The 19369-nt window shown below is 68.7% G+C and carries 18 protein-coding genes; 9 read left to right on the plus strand and 9 right to left on the minus strand.

Going from position 1 to position 19369, the window contains the following annotated elements; all coding sequences use genetic code 11:
• The first annotated feature begins 60 nt into the window (after positions 1-60).
• Positions 61-540, plus strand: coding sequence for a VOC family protein (locus ACFFGN_RS16130; protein ID WP_380048203.1), 480 nt, complete (start codon positions 61-63; stop codon positions 538-540).
• Between the two features lie 8 nt (positions 541-548).
• Here the strand turns inward: ACFFGN_RS16130 and ACFFGN_RS16135 are convergent, their stop codons facing one another.
• Entirely contained in the window at positions 549-1898 is a 1350-nt protein-coding gene (locus tag ACFFGN_RS16135) for a pyroglutamyl-peptidase I (RefSeq protein WP_380048205.1), read from the minus strand.
• A 222-nt stretch (positions 1899-2120) separates the two neighbouring features.
• Between ACFFGN_RS16135 and ACFFGN_RS16140 the strand changes: the two genes are divergently transcribed.
• The gene (locus ACFFGN_RS16140) at positions 2121-2894 is read left to right on the plus strand and encodes a carbonic anhydrase (RefSeq protein WP_380048207.1); all 774 of its coding nucleotides are present in this window, start codon (positions 2121-2123) and stop codon (positions 2892-2894) included.
• A 44-nt stretch (positions 2895-2938) separates the two neighbouring features.
• On the opposite strand, the gene ACFFGN_RS16145 is transcribed toward ACFFGN_RS16140, so the two are convergent.
• The 7 genes from ACFFGN_RS16145 to ACFFGN_RS16175 form a co-directional block, all read right to left on the minus strand.
• Entirely contained in the window at positions 2939-3475 is a 537-nt protein-coding gene (locus tag ACFFGN_RS16145; RefSeq protein ID WP_380048209.1) for a beta-class carbonic anhydrase, read from the minus strand.
• Positions 3475-4425 (minus strand): ferredoxin family protein, encoded by a 951-nt coding sequence (locus ACFFGN_RS16150; protein ID WP_380048211.1) that lies wholly within the window; start codon positions 4423-4425, stop codon positions 3475-3477. The genes ACFFGN_RS16145 and ACFFGN_RS16150 overlap by 1 nt, the downstream gene beginning before the upstream one ends.
• Before the next feature lie 5 nt (positions 4426-4430).
• Positions 4431-6134 (minus strand): MFS transporter, encoded by a 1704-nt coding sequence (locus ACFFGN_RS16155; RefSeq protein ID WP_380048213.1) that lies wholly within the window; start codon positions 6132-6134, stop codon positions 4431-4433.
• Positions 6131-6835: an LppX_LprAFG lipoprotein gene (locus ACFFGN_RS16160; protein WP_380048215.1), complete on the minus strand. Its 705-nt coding sequence runs from the start codon at positions 6833-6835 to the stop codon at positions 6131-6133. The genes ACFFGN_RS16155 and ACFFGN_RS16160 overlap by 4 nt, the downstream gene beginning before the upstream one ends.
• 4 nt (positions 6836-6839) lie before the next feature.
• A complete protein-coding gene (locus ACFFGN_RS16165) occupies positions 6840-9290 on the minus strand; it encodes a DNA gyrase/topoisomerase IV subunit A (RefSeq protein ID WP_380048218.1) in 2451 nt (816 codons plus the stop codon).
• A gap of 381 nt (positions 9291-9671) precedes the next feature.
• Positions 9672-11609 carry an FtsX-like permease family protein gene (locus ACFFGN_RS16170; RefSeq protein ID WP_380048220.1) on the minus strand — a complete coding sequence of 646 codons (1938 nt, stop codon included), beginning with the start codon at positions 11607-11609 and terminating at the stop codon, positions 9672-9674.
• On the minus strand, positions 11609-12355 hold the full coding sequence (locus ACFFGN_RS16175; protein WP_380048222.1) for an ABC transporter ATP-binding protein: 747 nt from the start codon (positions 12353-12355) through the stop codon (positions 11609-11611). Before ACFFGN_RS16175 ends, ACFFGN_RS16170 begins: the two co-directional genes overlap by 1 nt.
• Before the next feature lie 109 nt (positions 12356-12464).
• Between ACFFGN_RS16175 and ACFFGN_RS16180 the strand changes: the two genes are divergently transcribed.
• The 7 genes from ACFFGN_RS16180 (at position 12465) to ACFFGN_RS16210 (ending at position 18681) form a co-directional block, all read left to right on the plus strand.
• Positions 12465-13733, plus strand: coding sequence for a sensor histidine kinase (locus tag ACFFGN_RS16180; RefSeq protein WP_380048224.1), 1269 nt, complete (start codon positions 12465-12467; stop codon positions 13731-13733).
• A 26-nt stretch (positions 13734-13759) separates the two neighbouring features.
• Complete coding sequence (locus ACFFGN_RS16185) at positions 13760-14407, plus strand: response regulator transcription factor (protein ID WP_380048226.1); 648 nt, start codon at positions 13760-13762, stop codon at positions 14405-14407.
• A 30-nt stretch (positions 14408-14437) separates the two neighbouring features.
• Positions 14438-14833, plus strand: a complete 396-nt coding sequence (locus ACFFGN_RS16190; protein WP_380048228.1) for a CoA-binding protein — start codon at positions 14438-14440, stop codon at positions 14831-14833.
• Between the two features lie 32 nt (positions 14834-14865).
• Positions 14866-15288 (plus strand): TIGR03667 family PPOX class F420-dependent oxidoreductase, encoded by a 423-nt coding sequence (locus ACFFGN_RS16195; RefSeq protein ID WP_380048230.1) that lies wholly within the window; start codon positions 14866-14868, stop codon positions 15286-15288.
• Positions 15289-15390: 102 nt separating this feature from the next.
• On the plus strand, positions 15391-16734 hold the full coding sequence (locus ACFFGN_RS16200) for an MFS transporter (protein WP_380048232.1): 1344 nt from the start codon (positions 15391-15393) through the stop codon (positions 16732-16734).
• A gap of 107 nt (positions 16735-16841) precedes the next feature.
• Positions 16842-18107, plus strand: coding sequence for a putative glycoside hydrolase (locus tag ACFFGN_RS16205; protein ID WP_380048234.1), 1266 nt, complete (start codon positions 16842-16844; stop codon positions 18105-18107).
• Positions 18108-18213: 106 nt separating this feature from the next.
• Positions 18214-18681, plus strand: a complete 468-nt coding sequence (locus ACFFGN_RS16210; protein ID WP_380048236.1) for an aminoacyl-tRNA deacylase — start codon at positions 18214-18216, stop codon at positions 18679-18681.
• A gap of 36 nt (positions 18682-18717) precedes the next feature.
• On the opposite strand, the gene ACFFGN_RS16215 is transcribed toward ACFFGN_RS16210, so the two are convergent.
• A complete protein-coding gene (locus tag ACFFGN_RS16215; protein ID WP_380048238.1) occupies positions 18718-19245 on the minus strand; it encodes a YbhB/YbcL family Raf kinase inhibitor-like protein in 528 nt (175 codons plus the stop codon).
• Positions 19246-19369: the final 124 nt, after the last annotated feature.

Consider the following 19369-nt stretch of genomic DNA (forward strand, 5'->3'; position numbering starts at 1 on the left):
CCGCGGGTGCTTGGGTGCAGGGTGTTAGCCAACCGCCACCACAGACCACTAGGGGCGAGGATGACCAGGAGTTACGTACCGCCGGGCGGTCGCGTGCTGACGCCGTACCTGTGCTGTCGCAATGCCGGCGCCGCGATCGAGTGGTACGTCGACGTGTTCGGCGCGCGGTTGACCTACGAGCCGTACGTTGATGCCGACGGCCGGATCGGGCATGCGGAGATCGACATCGACGGCGCCGGTCTGATGCTGTCCGACGGTTATCCCGAGGTCGGGGTGACCGAGCCGTCGCCCGACCACCTCCCGACGTACTCGCTGTATCTGCATGTGCCGGACGTGGACGCCACGGTTCAGTTGGCCGTCGAAGGCGGTGCGATCGTGCAGCGCGAGGCGGAGGACGCGTTTCACGGCGCCCGGGTGGCGACGATCATCGACCCGTTCGGCATTCGCTGGACGCTGGCGAAGCACCTGTACACGGTCAGCGAGGAGACCTTCGACGCCGCCCGCAAGGGATTCGCGGGCGGCGAAGACACCCTCAACTGAGCGAAGGTCTACGGCAAGGTGGTGAGCGCCGTGCGCAGGATGGCGTGTGAGCCCGCGACGATGGCGTCCCGGTTCGCTTCGTAACTGGGATCGGTGATCTCGCTGGTATTGCCCGCGCCGAACTGCAGCACCGGCACGTGCAGGTGTCCCGCCGGCATGGCGGGATGCAGCAGATCCCGCTGCAAGGTATTGCGATAGGCCACCTCGTTCGACAGGTAGCCACCACCCGCGCCCTCAGACGCGATCGACCCCGGCGTCGGACCATCGGGGCGCCGTACGGGCGTGGTCTGGCCCGCGGGAATCTCCAGCACCGAGGTGTTCACCCGGGTGCGGAACGGCGGTACGGCGGTTGCCGCCATCTCGGTCATCGGCAGACTGCTGGTCAACCACTCGGGACCCGGCGGCATACCCGGCGCGACCACCGGCGCGGCGACGGTGCCACCGCCCCAGAGGTTGTTGTTGTCACCGATCGAGACAACCGATCGGCGGCGACCGTTGAACACCTCGAGGTCGAACAGCCCGACCCGGCCCTGGCTCACGGTCATCACCAGCTCGGCGCGTTGCGGCCCTGGCCGGTAGTGCGGCGCAAGGGCGTGCTCGACCATGCCCTCGTCGAAGTCGGTGTACCTGACGGGGAAGACGACGGTCTGGATCTGCACGGTTTCGCCGTTGACGCGCCAGCGCGTGCCATCCAGCGAGAGTGCGTTCGCTCCGGAGGGATTGCCGATCCGGATGTCCGCGTCGAGTGTGAACGGATCGAACCCCGTCACCAGCACCCGTCGTACGCCGTGGTCGAACCGGGTCGAGGTGATACCCCGCGAGGCGTACTCCAGGGTGCGGATCAGCTCGGCCCGTTCGGCGGCCTGCAGTGGTTTGCGCGGTTGCCATTGGCGAAGCGCCTTCGCCATCGAGATGCGGGCCCAGTACAGCCCGCGGTCATCGGTCGACGGGAGGTCGGGGGTCTGCTGCGTGCGCTGGGCGCGCCGGATCGCGGTGGTCCAGAGCGCGTCGCCCTGGGCCCGGACCACGGCGAGGGCCGGGCGGTACCCGGGCAGTGCGCACAGGATCCGGGTGAACCGCTCGACGTCGTCGTCGAAGCCGCTTCGTTCGAGGATCTGCGGAGGTACGGGCTGGCCGCCGGGGGAGGCGTTGTCGAGTCGCTGCTCCTCAACGGTTCCAGGCACGGACGTGTCGTAACAGGTCCGGTTGACGGCGGTTTGTTCCTGCGTGGCAGCGATCGGCATCGGGGCCGCCACGGCCGGGGTCAGGGTGGCGGCGAGGGAGAACGCCGTCGTCGCGCAAAGAATCGGCAATAGCCGACGGCGGCTTGGACTGAAGCAACTCGGGCGGTGAGTCATAGCCGTTTTTCTACCAGAAGACGACTGGTCTGGTGAGGTGGCGAGGTCCTGTTTCAGCGGTTTCGGACCTGTGCTGCACTAGATCGCCGGCCCGGACAAGCGGTGATATCCCGGGCGACCCCCGGGCGGCGCAGTATTCGCGGCACTACCCTCCGTCATGGCGCGGTATACTGCATACATTAGGGCACTTGAGGGGTGTCCTGGAGAGCAAGGACCACAACGATGGAAGAACCGAATACCGGATCACGGCGCAACTTCCTGCGCTGGAGTGCGGGTGCGGCGGTCGGCGCCGGCCTGCTCGGCACCACGCTTGCGGCCGCCGCCCACGGCCATGCCGGCGAGAAATCGGCCCACGGACCTACCGCCCAGGGGTCCGTGCCCGCCGCTGAACCAGCAGAGATGACCAGCGCTGCCGCCCTGCAGTTGCTTGTCGAAGGCAACCGTCGCTACGCCGAGTTCCACTCGACCGATCTGAACGAGACGCCCGCCCGGCGGACCGAGGTGGTGGGCGGACAGCACCCGTTCGCGACGATCTTCAGTTGCGTCGACTCGCGGGTTTCGCCCGAGCTGGTCTTCGACCGCGGCCTGGGCGACCTGGTCGTCGTGCGCAGTGCGGGCGAGGTGCCCGATCACGCCGTCACCGGCAGCCTCGAGTTCGGTGTCGAGGAACTGCACACTCCGGTGATGCTGGTGCTCGGCCACCAGAAGTGCGGCGCGCTCGCCGCCACGATCGAGGCCGTCAAGAACGGCGATGAGTACGAGAACCCCAAGGGCGATGTCGACTACCTGGTCCGTTCACTGGCCCCGGTGGTGAAGTCGGTTCGGCACAAGCCGGGCGATCTGCTCACCAACGCGGTCAAGGCCAACGTTCGCTACCAGTTGACCCGGTTGCGTCGTTCGCCGCTGCTCGGTCCGGCCGAGCGCGAGGGCAAGGTCATGCTGGTCGGCGGCTACTACAGCCTCGAAACCGGATTGGTCGAGATCCTGCACCGCTGATTACGGCATCCGGGGAGCCCCGCCGTGCAGGGCTCCCCGGATGTTCAGGCCAGTTGCTTGAGCAGGCCGGTGTCCACGTCGTAGAGGAACCCGCCGACCAGTACGTCCGAGCCGATCAGCGGGTGGTCCCGAACGGCCGCCACATCGCGATGCAGCGCCTCGGTCTGGTCCGGGATCACGTTCAGCGGCAGGTATCCGGCCGGCTGGCCCGCGGCGTTGGCCACCTTCGCGCGCAGCTCGTCCTCGCTCATCGCGGCCATCGCGCACCGGGTGTGCGGAACCACCAGGATGCGCCGTACACCGAGCAGCTGCACGCCGAGCACCAGCCCGGTCATGGTCAGCTCCGTGACCCGGCCACCCGCGCTGCGCAGCACCTTCGCGTCACCGGGCTTGAGGCCGAGCAACTCGAGCGGCGGAATCCGCGAGTCCATACACGTCACCACGCCCACACCGGCGTGGGCGATGCCGTCGAACCCGCTGTAGTGGAAGTCGTTCGCGTATTCGGCGTTCGCGGCGAGCAGATCCTCGAAACCGGGGACCGGCTCGCTGGATCGGGGTGAGTCGCTGGCTGGTGTGCTCATCACAGGTCCTTCTCTGCTACTAGTTCGACCCGGCCCGCACGCAGGATCGACATGTTGAACGGTTCCTTCCCGCACGACTCCGGGCGGGGCGGATCGGCCGGTTCGGTGCTCACGGCAACAGTCCAGGCGCGGCCGTCCTGATGCCGGACGGCCACTGACTCAGGATCGGCATCGACCACGGTCAGTACGTCCAGTCTGGCCTCGCCAATGGCGCGGCGTACAGCGATCTCGGCGGTTTGTCCGCGCTTCGACCAGCAGCCACGGCCACGGAGGCTCTCGATCACGGTCTCGCCGCGGGTGGCGGCGGCGTACATCTCCAGGGCCGACTCGACCGTGAGCTGCCCGTGGCTGCTGCCCTCGGGCAGGATCGTCGCGGTCGGCGCGAACCGGTGCCCGCCGAGGTGGTTCGACTCCCACACCCGGCCGGGCGCCGCCGCGGCCAGGGCCTGCGCGATCGGCCGGCCGAGAATGGCGCAGCACTCGTCGCGTTTGCCGTTGGTGCAGACCAGCACGATCGGGCCTTCGACCGGTGCGAGCGACGGTACGGCCGCGGTGATCGCGGCGGCGTCACCGCGCGCGAGGGCCTCCAGGTCGATGGCCAGTAGTTCTTCGGGTGCGCCGATCCGGCCGCCGAGCAGGATGGTCCGGCCCGGCACGGTGCACGCGGCGAAGACCTGGCGGCTGCCGGCCGGAAGGTCCTCGGCAGGCAGATCCGCGTGCCGGCCGGGCGTACGGATCAGGCCGAACCGTACGTCGGCCTTCTTCGCGTCGTTGTCGATCCGCGCGCCGAGTACCGGGTCGAAGTGACTCTGCGTAGGCGCCTTCGCGCCCCAGGGCCCGGGTTGCTCCACGACCAGCCAGCCGGTGGCGACGACGGCCGTACCGGCGATCGGTTCCTCCAGTTCCCGGCACCAGGTCGAGCAGAGGCCCGGCCTGTTCAATCCGCTCACAGGCCTCACGGTACGCGAGCCGACGGGATGTCCCCATGATCGGAATCACCTACTGGACGCCTGCCGAGCAGCAACAGCCCCAGTACGGCGGCGGCGAACGCGCAGACGGCCGCCCCGGCGAAGATCGCGCTCGACTGGGCTATCGCGGCGTCACGCAGCGCATCCACGTACTCCCGGCAGATCCCGGCGCCGCCGGTACAGACCTGCTCAGGCGGCGGTACGTCGTCCGCGAGCGCGTAGTACCGGCGAAGGCCGATCGCGGTGAGCGCGGAGATCCCGACGAGCATGCCGATCATCCGGGCCACCACCACCAACGCGCTCACCAGGCCATGCGTATCCGCCCGGGTCGCCGCGAGAATCGCCGAGTTCACCGGCGAGATCGCCAGGCCGAACCCGAAACCGCACAAGGCCAGCACCACGGTGGCCGCGATCCCGTCGAGGGCGTCGCGATCCCACCGAGCCATCAGCACGAACATCGCGCCGGTCAACGCCAGCCCGCCGAAGGTGATCGGAGCCAGCCCAACCCGCCGGGTCAACCAGCCACCGGCAACGGCGCCAAGGGGGAGTGCCACCAGGAAACGCAGCAGCACCAGCGCCGCCGCGAGCTGCCCGCCGCCTTGTGTCGTACGGGCGAACACAGGAACGTCCACCAGCGCCGCGATCAAGGCCGCACCAACAAGAAAGCTCACCGCGAGCGAGCCCCAGGCAGCCCGCGGTGCGAGGAGCCCGGGCGGCACGATGGCCTGCGGCGTACGACGTTGCCACCACCAGAACGCGAGCGCGAACACCAACGCGGCCAGCAGTAACCACGGCCCGGCGGGCGACATCAACTCCCGTTCGGGATCGGCCGTCGCGAACGCGAGCACCACCCCGGCCAACGCCAACGCCAGCAACAACGCGCCGGGAAGATCCACCTGCCGCAGTACGTCGCGCGCTCCCGCGCGTCCACGCCAGGACGCGGCGACGGCCCATCCGGCGGCAAGCGCCAGCGTCACCAGGCCGATCGGCGTCGCCAGCCGCGATTCGGAACCAGCGAACGGCACAAACGGCAGTCCAAGCGTCACGTCGGTCGCAAGACGGACCGGCGCGATCAACGTCAACGCCAGCGAGATACCCGCGAGCACGCCCAGGACCACCGCAAGCGGATTGCGCAGGCGCTCCCGAAAGCCCCGCAGGAACAGGGCAAGGACAAGTGCGACGCCGAGGTTGAGCCAGAAGATGGCTCGCCAATCCGACACCGCGAGCACGGCCGCGCCGAGCAAGGGGCCGAGCACGGAACCGAGCTCCTGCACGGCTCCAACCACACCAAGTGGCAGGCCGCGTTTGTTGGCAGGCCAGAGATCCGCTACCAGCGCGAGCGTGGCCGGGACCAGCCCGCCACCGCCGACGCCTTGCAGGAACCGGCCGGTCACCACCAGCGGTAGATCGTACGCCGCGGCGGTGATGAGCGAGCCGACCGCGAACAACAGCAGGGCCGCCACCAGTACCGGCGTACGGCCGACGACATCGGCGATGCGGCCGATCAGCGGCAGGACCGCGATGTAGCCGAGCAGGAAACCCGAGATGATCGGCGCGGCCCGTTGCAACTGGTCCGCGGACAGCCCGACGCCGGTCATCATGTCCGGCAGAGCCAGCACCACCACGTAGGTGTCGGCGGCGGCGAACGCCACCGACACCGCCGCGAGGGCGAGTTTGGCGCGTGGGGTCACGGCTTGACGATCTCGACCTGCTCGCCGTACTTGTCCAGGGTCACGTCGTAGGCGCTGGTCGCGTCACCGTAGAACGGCCCGGTGATCGTTGCCTTCACCAACTGCTTGCTGGACTTGTCGATGGTGAAGGTGCTCGGGAACTCCTTGTCCTCCGCGGCACCCGGGAAGATGCCCGCCAGGGACTTGCCCTGGATCGCGCCCGTCACCTCGGTGAGCACCTTGGCGCCGTCGCGGACCTCGCCCTTGACGACCGGGTCCTTCACCGTGGCCAGGGCGTTGGTGAGGCCCTTCTCCGGGTTCAGCAGGATGGCCGGATCGGGCGCCCCCAGACCGGCCAGCTGCTCGGGCGAGAAGTCCAGGTACTTCGGGCTGAACGACGGCTTCACGTAGGTCTTGCCGCCGACGGAGACCACGTCCGCGTCGATGGTGGAACCAGCCGTGCGAACCGTCAGCTTGCCCTTGAAGGCGGGAGCGTGCGTCGCGACGCCGTCACCCTTGGCCAGCGCCTGCGCGCTGTCCGGCAGGTCCCGCCCGGCGATGACGAAGTGCACGCTGGCCGCTTCGTCGATCGTCTTCTTGGCGTCGGCCAGCAACGCGGCCGCGTCCTCCTTGGACCCGCCGTCACCGCCGGACTTCTTGTCGTCGGTACAACCGGTCAGCGCCAGCATCGTTACCGCGGCCAGCGCGAGGATCTTCTTCATGACCTCAGCCTGCCAGGTCCGCGGCACAAGCCGCGATGGGCTGGGACGACGGCACGCCGGAACCATCGCGACGACCGTCCGCCTCGGGCAGTTCCACCGGCTGGCCGCCGGATCCGCTCGCGTGCAGCGGCGCGGGGCCGGCGTACGCCAGGGTGAGGCCGTCCTCGCCCTTGAGGAACCGGTGGCAGCGCACGCCGCCGGTGCCACGGCCCTTGGCGGGATACTCGCTGAACGGGGTCACCTTCACCGCGCCCACCTCGGTCCCAGGCAGGGCCGAGGACGACCCTGAGATCGTGAGCACGTGGCTTTCCCGGTTGGCGTCGAAGGCACCGAAGAAGACCACCTTCTGCTTGGCGGCAAGCCGGATCCCGGCCATGCCTCCCGCCGTACGACCCTGGGGGCGGACGAGGGAGGCGTTGAAGTGCAGGAGTTGCGCGTCGGAGCTGATGAAGCACAGCTCCTCGTCGCCCGTGGACAGCTCGACCGCGCCGACCACCTCGTCACCGTCGGCCAGCCGCACGATCTCCCAGGAGTCGCGGTTGCTGAGGTGATCCGGTACGACCCGCTTGACGACGCCCTGCGCCGTACCAAGGGCGATGCCGACGGAGTCCGGATCCAGGCTGGTTAGCGCGAGGGCCCGTTCGCCTGGTTCCAGCGAGACGAACTCGGCGACCGGCGCACCACCTTGCAGGTTCGGCGCGGAGGCGGTTGTCGGCACGGCCGGAAGGTCCAGCGAGTCGAGCCGGATCAACCGGCCCGCGCTGGTGACCAGGCCGTACTGCCCGCGGGCGCTGCTGCGGATGCGGGACACGATCGCGTCGTGCTTGGCCCGGGACTCGACCGGACCGAACGGCTCGACACCGTTGGTCCGGGCCAGCAGGCCGGTCGAGCTGAGCAGGATGAAGCACGGGTCGTCGCTGACCTCGAGCGGAACGGCCGCGGTCTTGGTCGCGCCGGACGACTCCAGCAGCACGGTACGACGCGGGGTGCCGTAGATCTTCGCCATCTCCGCGAGCTCCTCGGACACGACCTTGCGCAGCAGCGTCTCGTCCTCGAGGATCGCGGTCAGCTTCTCGATCTCGCGCTCCAGCTCGGCCTTCTCGGTCTCCAGCTCGAGCTTGGAGAACTTGGTCAGGCGCCGCAGCGGCATGTCCAGGATGTAGTTGGTCTGGACCTCGGTCAGGTCGTAGATGTCCATCAACCGGGTCCGCGCCGCGGCCGCGTCGTCGCTGGACCGGATGATCTGGATGACCTCGTCGATGTCGAGGATCGCGATCAGCAGGCCGTCCACGATGTGCAGGCGGTCCTGCGCCTTCTTGCGGCGGTACTCGCTGCGGCGCCGGGTGACGTCGAACCGGTGCTCGAGGTAGACGTTCAGCAGCTCACGCAGGCCGAGCGTGCGCGGCTGACCGTCGACCAGGCAGACCGCGTTGATCGAGAACGAGTCCTCCAGCGGCGTGAGCTTGTAGAGCTGCTCCAGCAGCGCCTCGGGGTGGAACCCGTTCTTCACCTCGATCACCAGCTGGGTGCCGTGGCTGCGGTCGGTCAGGTCCTTGATGTCGGCGATGCCCTGCAGCTTCTTCGCCTGCACCAGGGTCTTGATCTTCTCGATCACCTTCTCCGGACCGACCGTGTACGGCAGTTCGGTGACGACGATGCCCTTGCGGCGCGGGGTGACGTTCTCGATCCGCGCGGTGGAGCGCATCTTGAACGAGCCACGGCCGTTCTCGTACGCGTCGCGAATACCTTCCAGCCCGACGATCTTGCCGCCGGTGGGCAGATCCGGCCCGGGAATGAACCGCATCAGGTCGTCGAGATCGGCGTTCGGGTGCTTGATCAGGTGCCGCAGCGCCTGGATCACCTCGACCAGGTTGTGCGGCGCCATGTTCGTCGCCATACCCACGGCGATACCGGCGGCACCGTTGACCAGCAGGTTCGGGAAGGCGGCCGGCAGTACGGCGGGCTCTTCCTCCCGGCCGTCGTAGTTCGGCTTGAAGTCGACAACGTCCTCGTCCAGGCCGTTCGTCATCGCCATCGCGGCCGGTGCCATCCGGCACTCCGTGTACCGCATGGCGGCGGGGCCGTCGTCGAGCGAACCGAAGTTCCCGTGGCCGTCGATCAGCGGCACGCGCATCGACCACGGCTGGGCCGTACGGACCAGGGCGTCGTAGATCGCGCCATCACCGTGCGGGTGGTACTTACCCATCACTTCACCGACGACGCGGGCCGACTTCACATGGCCGCGATCCGGCCGGATACCGTTCTCCGCCATCGAGAACAGGATCCGGCGCTGAACCGGCTTCAACCCGTCCCGGGCATCCGGAAGTGCCCGGGAGTAGATCACCGAGTACGCGTACTCCAGAAAACTGGTACGCATCTCGTCGGAGACGTCGACGTCGAGAATGCGCTCCTCGAAGTCCTCGGGTTCGACAGTGTTACTGCTACGACGTGCCATGCGGGTCGACGCACTCCCTTGGTGACAGCTCTATCTCGGCGGAGGCCGGTCCGGTCTAGCTGTGGTCCGGTCTAACTGGTGGTCCGGTCGGACGGTGGTTCGGTCTAACAATGGTCCGGGTCTGACGTGGTCAAACCCTGGTCCCGGCTGGGCTCATTGTCCCGCCCGGAGCGGCCCAAGCCCAGCAGCGACCCGGCCCAACCCCCGACTTTGGCGCCCACCCTACGACCCCACTCCGACATTCCCCGCCACCCCGCACTCACCACACCCGCGCCCGCCGCCGTACGTCCCGCCCCGAGTGGTCGCAATCGTCGATGCCCTCGCCTCTGGTGCCTCGGAGACGAGCGAAATAGCAGGTCCGGCCGTACCCGTCACATCGGCTCAGCTTGGGCGGCGGGTGGGGCGGAGGAGGGGGAGGGTGGGGGCCAGGGCGGCGGTGGTGGTCAGGACGAGGCAGGTGGTGGCGATGGTGAGGAGGAGGGGCCAGTCGATGGTGAGGGGTACGGCGGTGAGGCCGTGGGTCATCGCTCGCCTGAGCAACAGCCCGACGGTGACGGTGATCGCCGTGCCGAGGGAGAGTGCGACGGCGCCGACCAGGCTTGACTCCCACAACACCATCCGGCGCAGCTGAGCAGCGGTGGTTCCGAGCAGACGCGCCGAGGCGAACTCCTGCTTGCGCTGCAGGCTCGCCATCAACAACGTGTTGACAATCGCGATCGCGCTGTAGAGCGCAGCAGGCCCGAGCAGCAGAACCAACCCGAACTGGTTACCCTCGCGAATCGCGTCGCTCTGCCGCTGCTCCCACTCCGTCGCCGCGACCGCCTCGACACCACGAGCGCGCAAGGCCCCGAGCAGTACGTCGTACGGCGTCCCGGCCTCGGGTACGACGAACCACTCCGCCGGTGGTTCCGCCCCATGCGCGGCGGCCAGGGTCATCGGGATCAGCATCTCCGCGTTGAGTTCGGGCGCGTTCGGCAGGATCGCGACGACTCGCAGGCTGGCGGTCTTGCCATCCGCGAAGGCCACCTTCATCGTGCTGCCCAGTTTGTAGTTGTCGAACGACGAGAGGTCCTTCGCGATCGCCACGGTGTTGCCCTTGAGATTCGCCAGCGATCCGGCGATCGGCGCGAGTTGCCGGGCCTGTACGGCCGCCGCCGGGTCGATCCCGGTGGCCTCCTCGAGGTACGCGTCGCCGCGATCGGTCCGGACGATCGGCAGGTTCCTGCTGCCATCGACCGCGGCGACTCCCGGCGTACCGGCGATGCGGTCGGCGTTGCCGGTGACAACGATCGGCGCGCGCAGGGTGTCGCGGATGACCACGGACGACGCGTCGGCGGCGAAGCCGAGCGTGAGCACCATCGAGCCCGCGATGGCCGAGATCGCCAGGATCGGCGCGGCCAGGGAGGCGCTGCGGCGCGGCGCGGCCAGTACGTTCGCGCGGGCCAGCCGGCCGGAGATCCGGGTGAGTGCGACGAGCGGTACCGCCCAGACGCGGCCGATCCACGGCACCACCAGCGGCGCGAACGCCATGAACGCGACCACCAGCACCATCGGCGAGAACATCGCCAGCGGGATGACGGCTTCGCCCGTACCAGGCCGGATCAGGACGAGCATCGTGACGGCCCCCGCGAGGAACATCAGCCCCACCACGATCCGGAACACCCCGGCCCGAGGTGGTTCCAGGTCCGCCTCGCGCAGCGCGTCGATCGCGGCCACCCGGCCGGCCCGGCGCGCGGCGGAACGGGCGCCGAGCATCGCGACGATGAGGCCCGCGCCGACCGCGATGGCCAGCGGCAGCCACGGACCGGCCGGGTGGAGCCGTACTGGCGCGAGTTCGGTGTAGGACGCCTTCGCCAGCAGCGCGGGCGTGCCGAGCGCGGCGGCGACGGCCCCGGTCAGCGAGGCGGCGAGCGCGACCACGAAGGCCTCACCGAGGATCATCCACCGGGTCTGTCGCGGGGTGGCGCCGATGAGCCGGAGCAAGCCGAGTTCGCGGCGACGCGAGGCCACGGCGAAGGCGAACGTGCTCGCGACCACGAAGATCGTGATGAACCCGCTCAACATGCCGACGATGCCGAGCACGGTCTGCAGGCCAGACACATCCGCGGTGCCCGTGGATACCCGGATCCACCGGGCGGGCATGTCTCCACCGGTCACGTGCACGCGGATCGTCTCGCCCGGCGGCGCCTGGTACGCCAGCGTGGCGGCGGTCGTGGTCGCGGCGAGGCCGAGCATCAGGACGCCGACGGCCAAGGCCACGAACGACCCGGCGTAGAGCGAACGCCCGTGCCGTACGGTCTGGCGGCTGAGGTGGAACATCAGCGCTCCAGCTCACTCATCGCGGCGGCGATCTGCTGAGCGGTGCCGTGGTCCAGCGAACCCGCGACCAGCCCGTCCGACAGGAACAGCACCCGCGAGGCGTACGCCGCTGCCACTGGATCGTGCGTCACCATCACCACGGTCTGCCCGGCCGAATCCGTTGCCGCCCGCAACAATTCGAGTACCTGCCGGCTGGTTCCGCGGTCGAGGGCGCCGGTCGGCTCGTCCGCGAACAGCACGGCCGGCTGCGCGATCAAGGCCCGGGCGATCGCGACGCGTTGCTGCTGGCCGCCGGACAGTTCGGCCGGGCGCCGCTTGGCCTTGCCGTCGAGTCCGACCCGCGCCAGTACGTCGTACACCTGGCTCTTCGTGGGCTTGGTGCCGGTCAACCGGAGCGGGAGCGCGACGTTGTCGTACACGGTCAGCGCGGGCAGCAGGTTGTACGCCTGGAAGATGAAGCCCATCGCCCGGCGGCGCAGCATCGTCAGCTCGGTCTCGTCCAGGATGGTCAGCTCCGTGCCCGCGAGCAGCACCGAGCCCGAGGTCGGCCGGTCGAGGCCTGCCGCACACTGCAGCAGGGTGGACTTGCCGGAGCCGGAGGCGCCCATGACGGCGGTGAAACTGCCCGGCGCGAAGGCGTGCGTGACACCGCGCAGAGCCTGAACTGAGCCGGCCTTCGATCGATAGGTCTTGGTGATGCCGTCGAGCAGCAACGCCGAGGTCGTCTGCAGGGCGAGGGTGGTCATGTCTCCATCGAAGCCCGGTACGGCGCTCCGGTCGCGGGCCTGCTCGCGACATCGAAGGTAGCGCCGGCGCTACCGCGCGAAGGCATTCCGGCCGCCTAGGGTGTGGCAGGTGCCGACTGTCTGGAACGCGTTGGGAGCTTCGCCGTGGCGATTCCTGACGTCCTCGTGGCCCTGGCGGTCGTACGCCTATCTGATCAGCTCCGTGCCGGTGGCCACGCTGACGCTCGCGTGCGTCGCCGCCGCCTCGGCCATTGGGGTCCTCACCGCGCCGATCATCGTCGGCCTGCTGATCCTCGGATCCGTACCGGTGCTCGGCGTACCGATCGGCAAAGTCGAACGCCTCCGCCTACGGCTGCTCGGACGCACGGTGCCGACGCCGCACGCGCCGATGCCGGCCGGATCGAGCCTGCGCGACCGGATGGACCACTGGCGCCGCGAACGCGCGAGCCTGCGGGCTTTCGGTTACGGCGTCGTGCTCGGCCTGTTTCTGCTGCCGATCAACGCGGCCGCGGCCACGATCAGCCTCACACTGCTCGTCGTCACGCTGATCTCGCCGATCCTCGCAGCGGCAGACCAGGTGAGCCTCGGCCCATGGGTGCTGGACTCACCCGCGGAGGCACTGCCCTTCGCCCTGATCGGCGGGCCGATCATCTTCGTGATCACGTCGTACGCCGTGACGCTGCTGGCGGCGGCGGAAAGCGAACTGGCGAAGGCCTTGCTCGGCCCCCGAGAGGACGAGCTGCGCCGCAATATCGCCGTACTGCGCCGCTCGCGCCTCGACCTCGTGGACGCCTTCGAAACCGAGCGCCAGCGCATCGAGCGACACCTGCACGACGGCGTACAACAGCGCCTGGTCGGTCTCACGATGACCCTCGGCCTGGCCGAACTCGACCTGCCGGAAGGGGAGAGCCGCCGCCTGGTGGTGAAGGCCCACGCCGAGGCCGAGGCGGCGCTGGCGGATCTGCGTGAGGCGGTCCGGGGGATCCACCCGCGCGTGCTGGTCGACCACGGGCTGGAGGCCGCCGTACGGGAGGTGGCCGATCGTTCGCCCTTGCCGGTCACCGTGTCGCTGGCGTTGTCCGAGCGACTGCCCGCGCCGATCGAGGCCGCGGCGTACTTCGTGGTGAGCGAAGGCCTGGCGAACGTCGCGAAGCACGCGAGCGCACGGCATTGCGAGGTGGAAGGCTGGGTCCGCGACGGCCGGTTGGTCGTGAGCGTGACGGATGATGGGATCGGGGCAGCGAACCCGGCCGCCGGGACCGGTTTGACCGGGCTGGTCACCCGATTGGACGCCTTGGGCGGCACACTCGACCTGTCGAGCCCACCCGGAGGACCGACGCGTCTACGAATGGAGTGTCCGTGCCGGCTGGAGGACTGAACCCTTTGCCTGGTTCTGGTGGCGGGTTGAGCATCGTGCTGGCGGAGGACTCGTTGCTGTTGCGCGAGGGCCTGGCGAGCATTCTCGACCGGGCCGGTCACCACGTGCGCGATGCCGTGGGTGATGCCGAGACGCTGGTGGCCGTCGTACGCAAGGATCCGCCGGACCTTGTCATCACCGACGTACGGATGCCGCCCGGGCACAGCGACGAAGGCCTGCGCGCGGCCGCGGCGATTCGCGCGGATCACCCGGCCGTCGGCATTCTCGTGCTCTCGCAGTACGTCGCCGACGCGTACCTCCCGGCGCTACTGGAATCCACCGGCGGAGGCGGTATCGGCTACCTGCTCAAGGACCGCGTCGGCCACGTCACGGAGTTCCTCGCCTCTCTCGATCGCGTGGCTTGTGGTGGCACGGTGGTCGACCCGGAGGTGGTTCGGCAGTTGCTGTCGCGCCGCCAGAACGACGGCCCGCTGGCGGCGTTGACCCCGCGCGAGCTGGAGGTCCTCGCGCTGATGGCCGAAGGCCGGATCAACGCCTCGATCGCGGCTGAACTCGTCGTCAGCGAGGCCGCCGTACGGAAGCACATCGGCAACATCTTCGCCAAGCTCGACCTGTCCGACGGGCTCGACCGCCGCGTGTCCGCCGTACTGACATATCTGCGCGGAACCGGCTGACGCGCAGTACGGGGTCAGTACGGTGGAGGCGTGACTGACTCCGCCGTACGCGAAATCCTGACCAGCTGCGACACCTGGGCCGTCGTCGGCCTGTCGTCCAATACCAGCCGCGCGGCGTACGGCGTGGCCCGGTTCCTCCAGCGGCACGGCAAACGCATCGTGCCGGTGCATCCCTCCGCCGAGACGGTGCACGGTGAGCAGGGCTACGCCACACTGGCCGACATCCCCTTTCCGGTCGACTGCGTGGACGTGTTCGTCCGGTCGGAACTGGCCGGCGAGATCGCGGACCAGGCCGTGGGAATCGGCGCGCGGGCTGTGTGGTTCCAACTGGATGTGATCGACCAGGACGCCTACGTTCGCACCACGGCCGCGGGTCTGACCATGGTGATGAACCGCTGCCCGGCGATCGAGCTACCCCGGCTCTGAAGTCCATCCGGTTGTCTGGCGAGAGGAAACCGATGTTCACGATCGACACCGATACCGAGTTCGGCGGCCGCGTCCGCACGCGTCTCACCGACGAACTCGTCGTTTGGCTCACTACCGTTGGCAAGTCCGGTACGCCGCAACCGAACCCGGTGTGGTTCTACTTCAACGGCGAGGAGATCCTCATCTTCAGCCAGGCGGGTAAGCCGAAGGTCCACAACGTGCGGCACTCGGAACTGGTCTCCGTCCACTTCAACGCCACCGAGTACGGCGGCGACGTGGTGGTGTTCACGGGGACCGCGAAGATCGACGAATCCGGCCCCACGGAGGAAGAGCGCACGGCGTACAACAAGAAGTACGCCGAAGGCCTCGCCAGCCTCAACATGACCGCCGCGAAGTTCCACGAGGAATACCCCGTGCTGATCCGCATCACCCCGATCAAGGTCCGCGGCTTCTGACCAACGGCGTCGCCTCGCAAAATTCTTCTTGAGTGGTGTCGAAACGGGCCGGGCCGCTTCGACGTACGGGTAAGGGAAACCACTCGCGAAGGAGCGATCGACATGCGTACTCCCAGGGCCCTCCGGCCGCTCGGCATCCCGGCCTACCGTTGGCTCGCCGCCGCGTTGGTGGCATCGGTCATCGGTACGGGCATCTGGATGGTCGCCCTGGTCTGGCAGGTCGTCGCCCTCGACGGCGGTGCGTCGGAGCTGTCGCTGATCGGCTCCGCGGCGGCGGTGGGCATGTTGGTGACCATCCTGGTCGGCGGTGCGCTGGCCGACCGGCTCCCGCAGCGCCGGATTCTGCTCGTGGTCGAGTCGACCCGGGCGATCACGGTCGGCGCCGTCGCGGCGCTGTCGATGGCCGGCATGCTCCAGGTGTGGCAGTTGGCCTTGGCATCCTTCGTGGGCGGCGCGATGGGTGGTCTGTACTACCCGGCCTACTCCGCGCTGCTGCCCGCCGTACTGCCCGAGGACCAGTTGCTCGCGGCGAACGGCTTCGAGGGCATGGCCCGGCCCGTGCTGGGACAGGCGGCCGGTCCGGCGCTGGCCAGTGCGCTCATCGCGATGTCTTCACCGGGTGCGGCGCTGGCCGTGGCCGCGTTGACCGGGGTGATCGCGGTGTGCTTCCTGCGGGCCCTGCCACAACTGCCGGCGCAGGAGCGTCCGCAGGAGGGCGGCCGGCACCCGGCGATGTCCCTGCTGATCGACGTCCGCGAAGGCTTTCGCTACATGGTCCGCACGGCCTGGCTGCTCGGCACGCTGGTCTTCGCTTCGCTGCTGATCCTGCTGATCATCGGCCCGTTCGAGGTGCTGGTCCCGTTCGCGATCAAGGATCAAGCCGGCGGCGGCCCGCAGCACCACGCACTGGTACTGGCCGCCTTCGGAATCGGCGGCGCGGCAGGGTCGTTCGCGGTCGCCTCGTTCAAACTGCCCCGGCGCTACCTGACCGTGATGCTGTCGCTGTGGATGGGCGGCTGCGTCCCGCTGGTGGTGTTCGGCTTGACCACCCAGGTCTGGTTGATGGCGGTCGCGGCCTTCGCGGTCGGCGCGGCGTTCAACGGCGGCGTGGTGATCTGGGGAACGCTGCTGCAGCGCCGGGTTCCGAAGGCGATGCTGGGCCGCGTATCCAGCTTGGACTTCTTCGTCTCGTCCGCGTTCATGCCGGTCTCGATGGCGGTCGCCGGCCCGGTCGGCCTGTCCCTCGGCCTGTCCACCACTTTCCTGATCGCCGGCCTGGTCCCCACCGCCATCGGCCTGATCGTCATCCTGGCGGCGAAGCTCACCCGCGACGAGATCGCCCACCCGCTGGACGCCGAAAGCACCGAACCCGCCGACACCGCCGAGCTGGTCGTCCTCCCCACGGAAAGCCCCGACGCCGCCCAGCCAATCCCGGCCGCGGCTTGAGCAAACGGCATCGGCACGCTGGCGCCGTTCGAGCTGGATCGAAACGTGCCATGGATGAACCCGTGCGAACTAGGGTGCTCTCCACCGCTACGGAAGAGGATTCGATCATGTTCAAGCCGTCGAGTAGGCGGCGGTTGATCGCCGCTGGAATGACGGTCGCTCTGCTGCTGACCGGGATGACCGTCACCAGGTCGCGGCCCGCGCAGGCCACCGAGTCGACGGCGGACAGCTTCGCGTTCCGGCTGTTCGGCGGCGCGGACGATCCGGCCCGCCTGGCACAGGTGGACGTGAGCCGGTATCGGTTGTTCCTGCTCAGCCCGTATATGCGCCGGATCGCCGCCGCGGTGAAGCAAACCCGTGCGGATGCGCTCGTTTACGTCTACAAGGACGCCAGCTCTACCCGGCGGGATCTGAACCAGCCGGCGAGCCAGTGGTGCAACGCGGACGGCGGCACGATCGGCCGCGACTGGGGCGTGGACTATTGCCACACGGTGGCGAACCACCCGGACTGGTTCCTCACCGTTGGTGGCAAGCGCTTCGAGTACGTCGGATATCCGTCGCACTGGCATGCCGACGTCGGCGCGGCCGGGTACAAGGAGCGCTGGGCGGCCAACGTCCTGGCCGAACTCCGTGCCAGCACCGTGATCGACGGCGTCTTCGTGGACAACCAGCTGACCAAGATCGGCGCCTACACCCCCGGCGGTGTTGCGCCCGACCAGTACGCCGGCAACAACGCCGGCCACGCGGCGTACCAGTCATTCATCGACTACGTCAGCCAGCAGCTCCGCGATGGCGGTTACGGAATCATGGCCAACATGGCCGACGCCAGGCTGTTCCCGGGCCTGTGGGACCAGTACTCCACGCACCAGTCCGGCGGGTTCGACGAGTTCTGGACCACCTTCGGCGGAACCGAGTCCGAGCCGAACAACCTGCCGGCGTACGAACCATCGGGATGGCAGGTTCAGCTTGCCGAGGTCGAGACGAACGCCGCCCGTGGGAAGCTCGGCGTCTTCAGCGCGCAGACCTCCGGCGGTCGTTGCCTGGAATGCGCTCGGTACGGATTCGCCACGTTCTTGCTGGGGGATGACGGCAGCCAGCTGTTCATGGAGTCGAACGTCGATGCCGTGGTCGGCGACTGGGTGGCCACGCGCGACATGTACGACTGGCAGTTCGGAGCCGCCACCGGCGCCCGGACCCAGCCACAACCCAATCTGTACCAGCGGACCTTCGAACGCGGTCTCGTCCTGGTCAACGCCGACCCCCAAACCACGCGGCGCGTGACCCTCCCCACTGCCTACCTGGACGAGTCGGGCCAACGCGTCACCACCATCGACCTCCCCGCCCGCCGAGCCCGCCTCCTCCGTACCCCCTGACGTGCGGCCGGTCAGGGTACCGCCGACGTACCGCCTCGATTGGTCCTGTTGGTAAGTCGGGTTATGGATCTCGCGGCGGCAGCGGCCACGGCCTAGCGTGGCTGGCATGGGAACGGCAGCAGCGCAATACCTGACGGACCGGGACATCCCCTTCATCCTCCATCGGCACGAGTCGATCGTGACGTTCGAGGATGCCAAGGCCGTTCTGCCCTTCGATCCCGGCTGCATGGTCAAAGGTCTGGCCTTCGAGCATCCGGACGGATCGATCGCCGTGATCGCGTTGCGGGCGGCGGACAGCGTGGACTACCGGCGGGTGGCGACGGCGTTGGGCGTACGGCGAGCTGACCTGCGCAAGGCCCCGCCGGAGCGGATCGAGGCGCAACTGGACATGCAGGTCGGCGGCATCGCGCCCATCCCGGTGCCGAACGCGGTGGTTTTTGTTGATCGGGCCGTGCTCGAGCTGGACCTCATCCTGTGCGGAAGTGGCCGGCGCGAGGTGACCCTCGAACTGACCGCCGACGCGTTCGCAAAACTATCTGCGACGACGGTAGGGGACTTCCGCAAAGTCGTCTGACCCCGAGGTAACCGATGTGGAGGCCGCTCCAGGCCGTCAGGACTGTTGGTAGGTGGGGGTGAGGATGGCGCGGGCGAGGGTGTGGAAGGCGAGGTTGAAGCTGACGACAGCCGGGGTGGCGTCCGCGTCTACGTCCAGGGCCTCGACGTCGATGGCGTGGACCACGAAGTAGTAGCGGTGCACCTGGTCACCGGCGGGCGGGGCGGCACCGGCGTACGCCAGCTGGCCCATGTCGTTGCGGACGTGGAACGCGCCGTTCTCCAGCCGGGGGGTTGCGCCGGCGCCGGCGGGCAGGGACGTCTCCGAGGCGGGGAGGTTCACCAGCACCCAGTGCCAGAAGCCGGAAGGAGTCGGCGCGTCGGGGTCGAAGCAGGTGACGACGAAGGCCTTGGTCTCCTCGGGAAAGCCTTCCCAGCTGAGCTGCGGCGAGGTGTTGCCGCCGGCAAAGACCTGATCCTCCGGCATGGTCTCGCCGTGCGCGACGTTCTCGCTGGTCACGGTGAAGGTGCCGGCCGCGGGCAGCAGCTCGTACGGGTCCGGGGCGACTGGTCGGTCGAGCGACATCGAATGTCCTCCAGGTGATTGCCGAATAACACAGGCCGTAACCGAAGCGGTAATCCGCTGTGATAGCAGATCCACCTCGGGTCCGAGATTACTGTCCGTCCCGGGCGGCTCGGGTCGGGGGTTT

Source organism: Kribbella deserti (assembly GCF_042434725.1).
GTDB lineage: Bacteria > Actinomycetota > Actinomycetes > Propionibacteriales > Kribbellaceae > Kribbella > Kribbella deserti.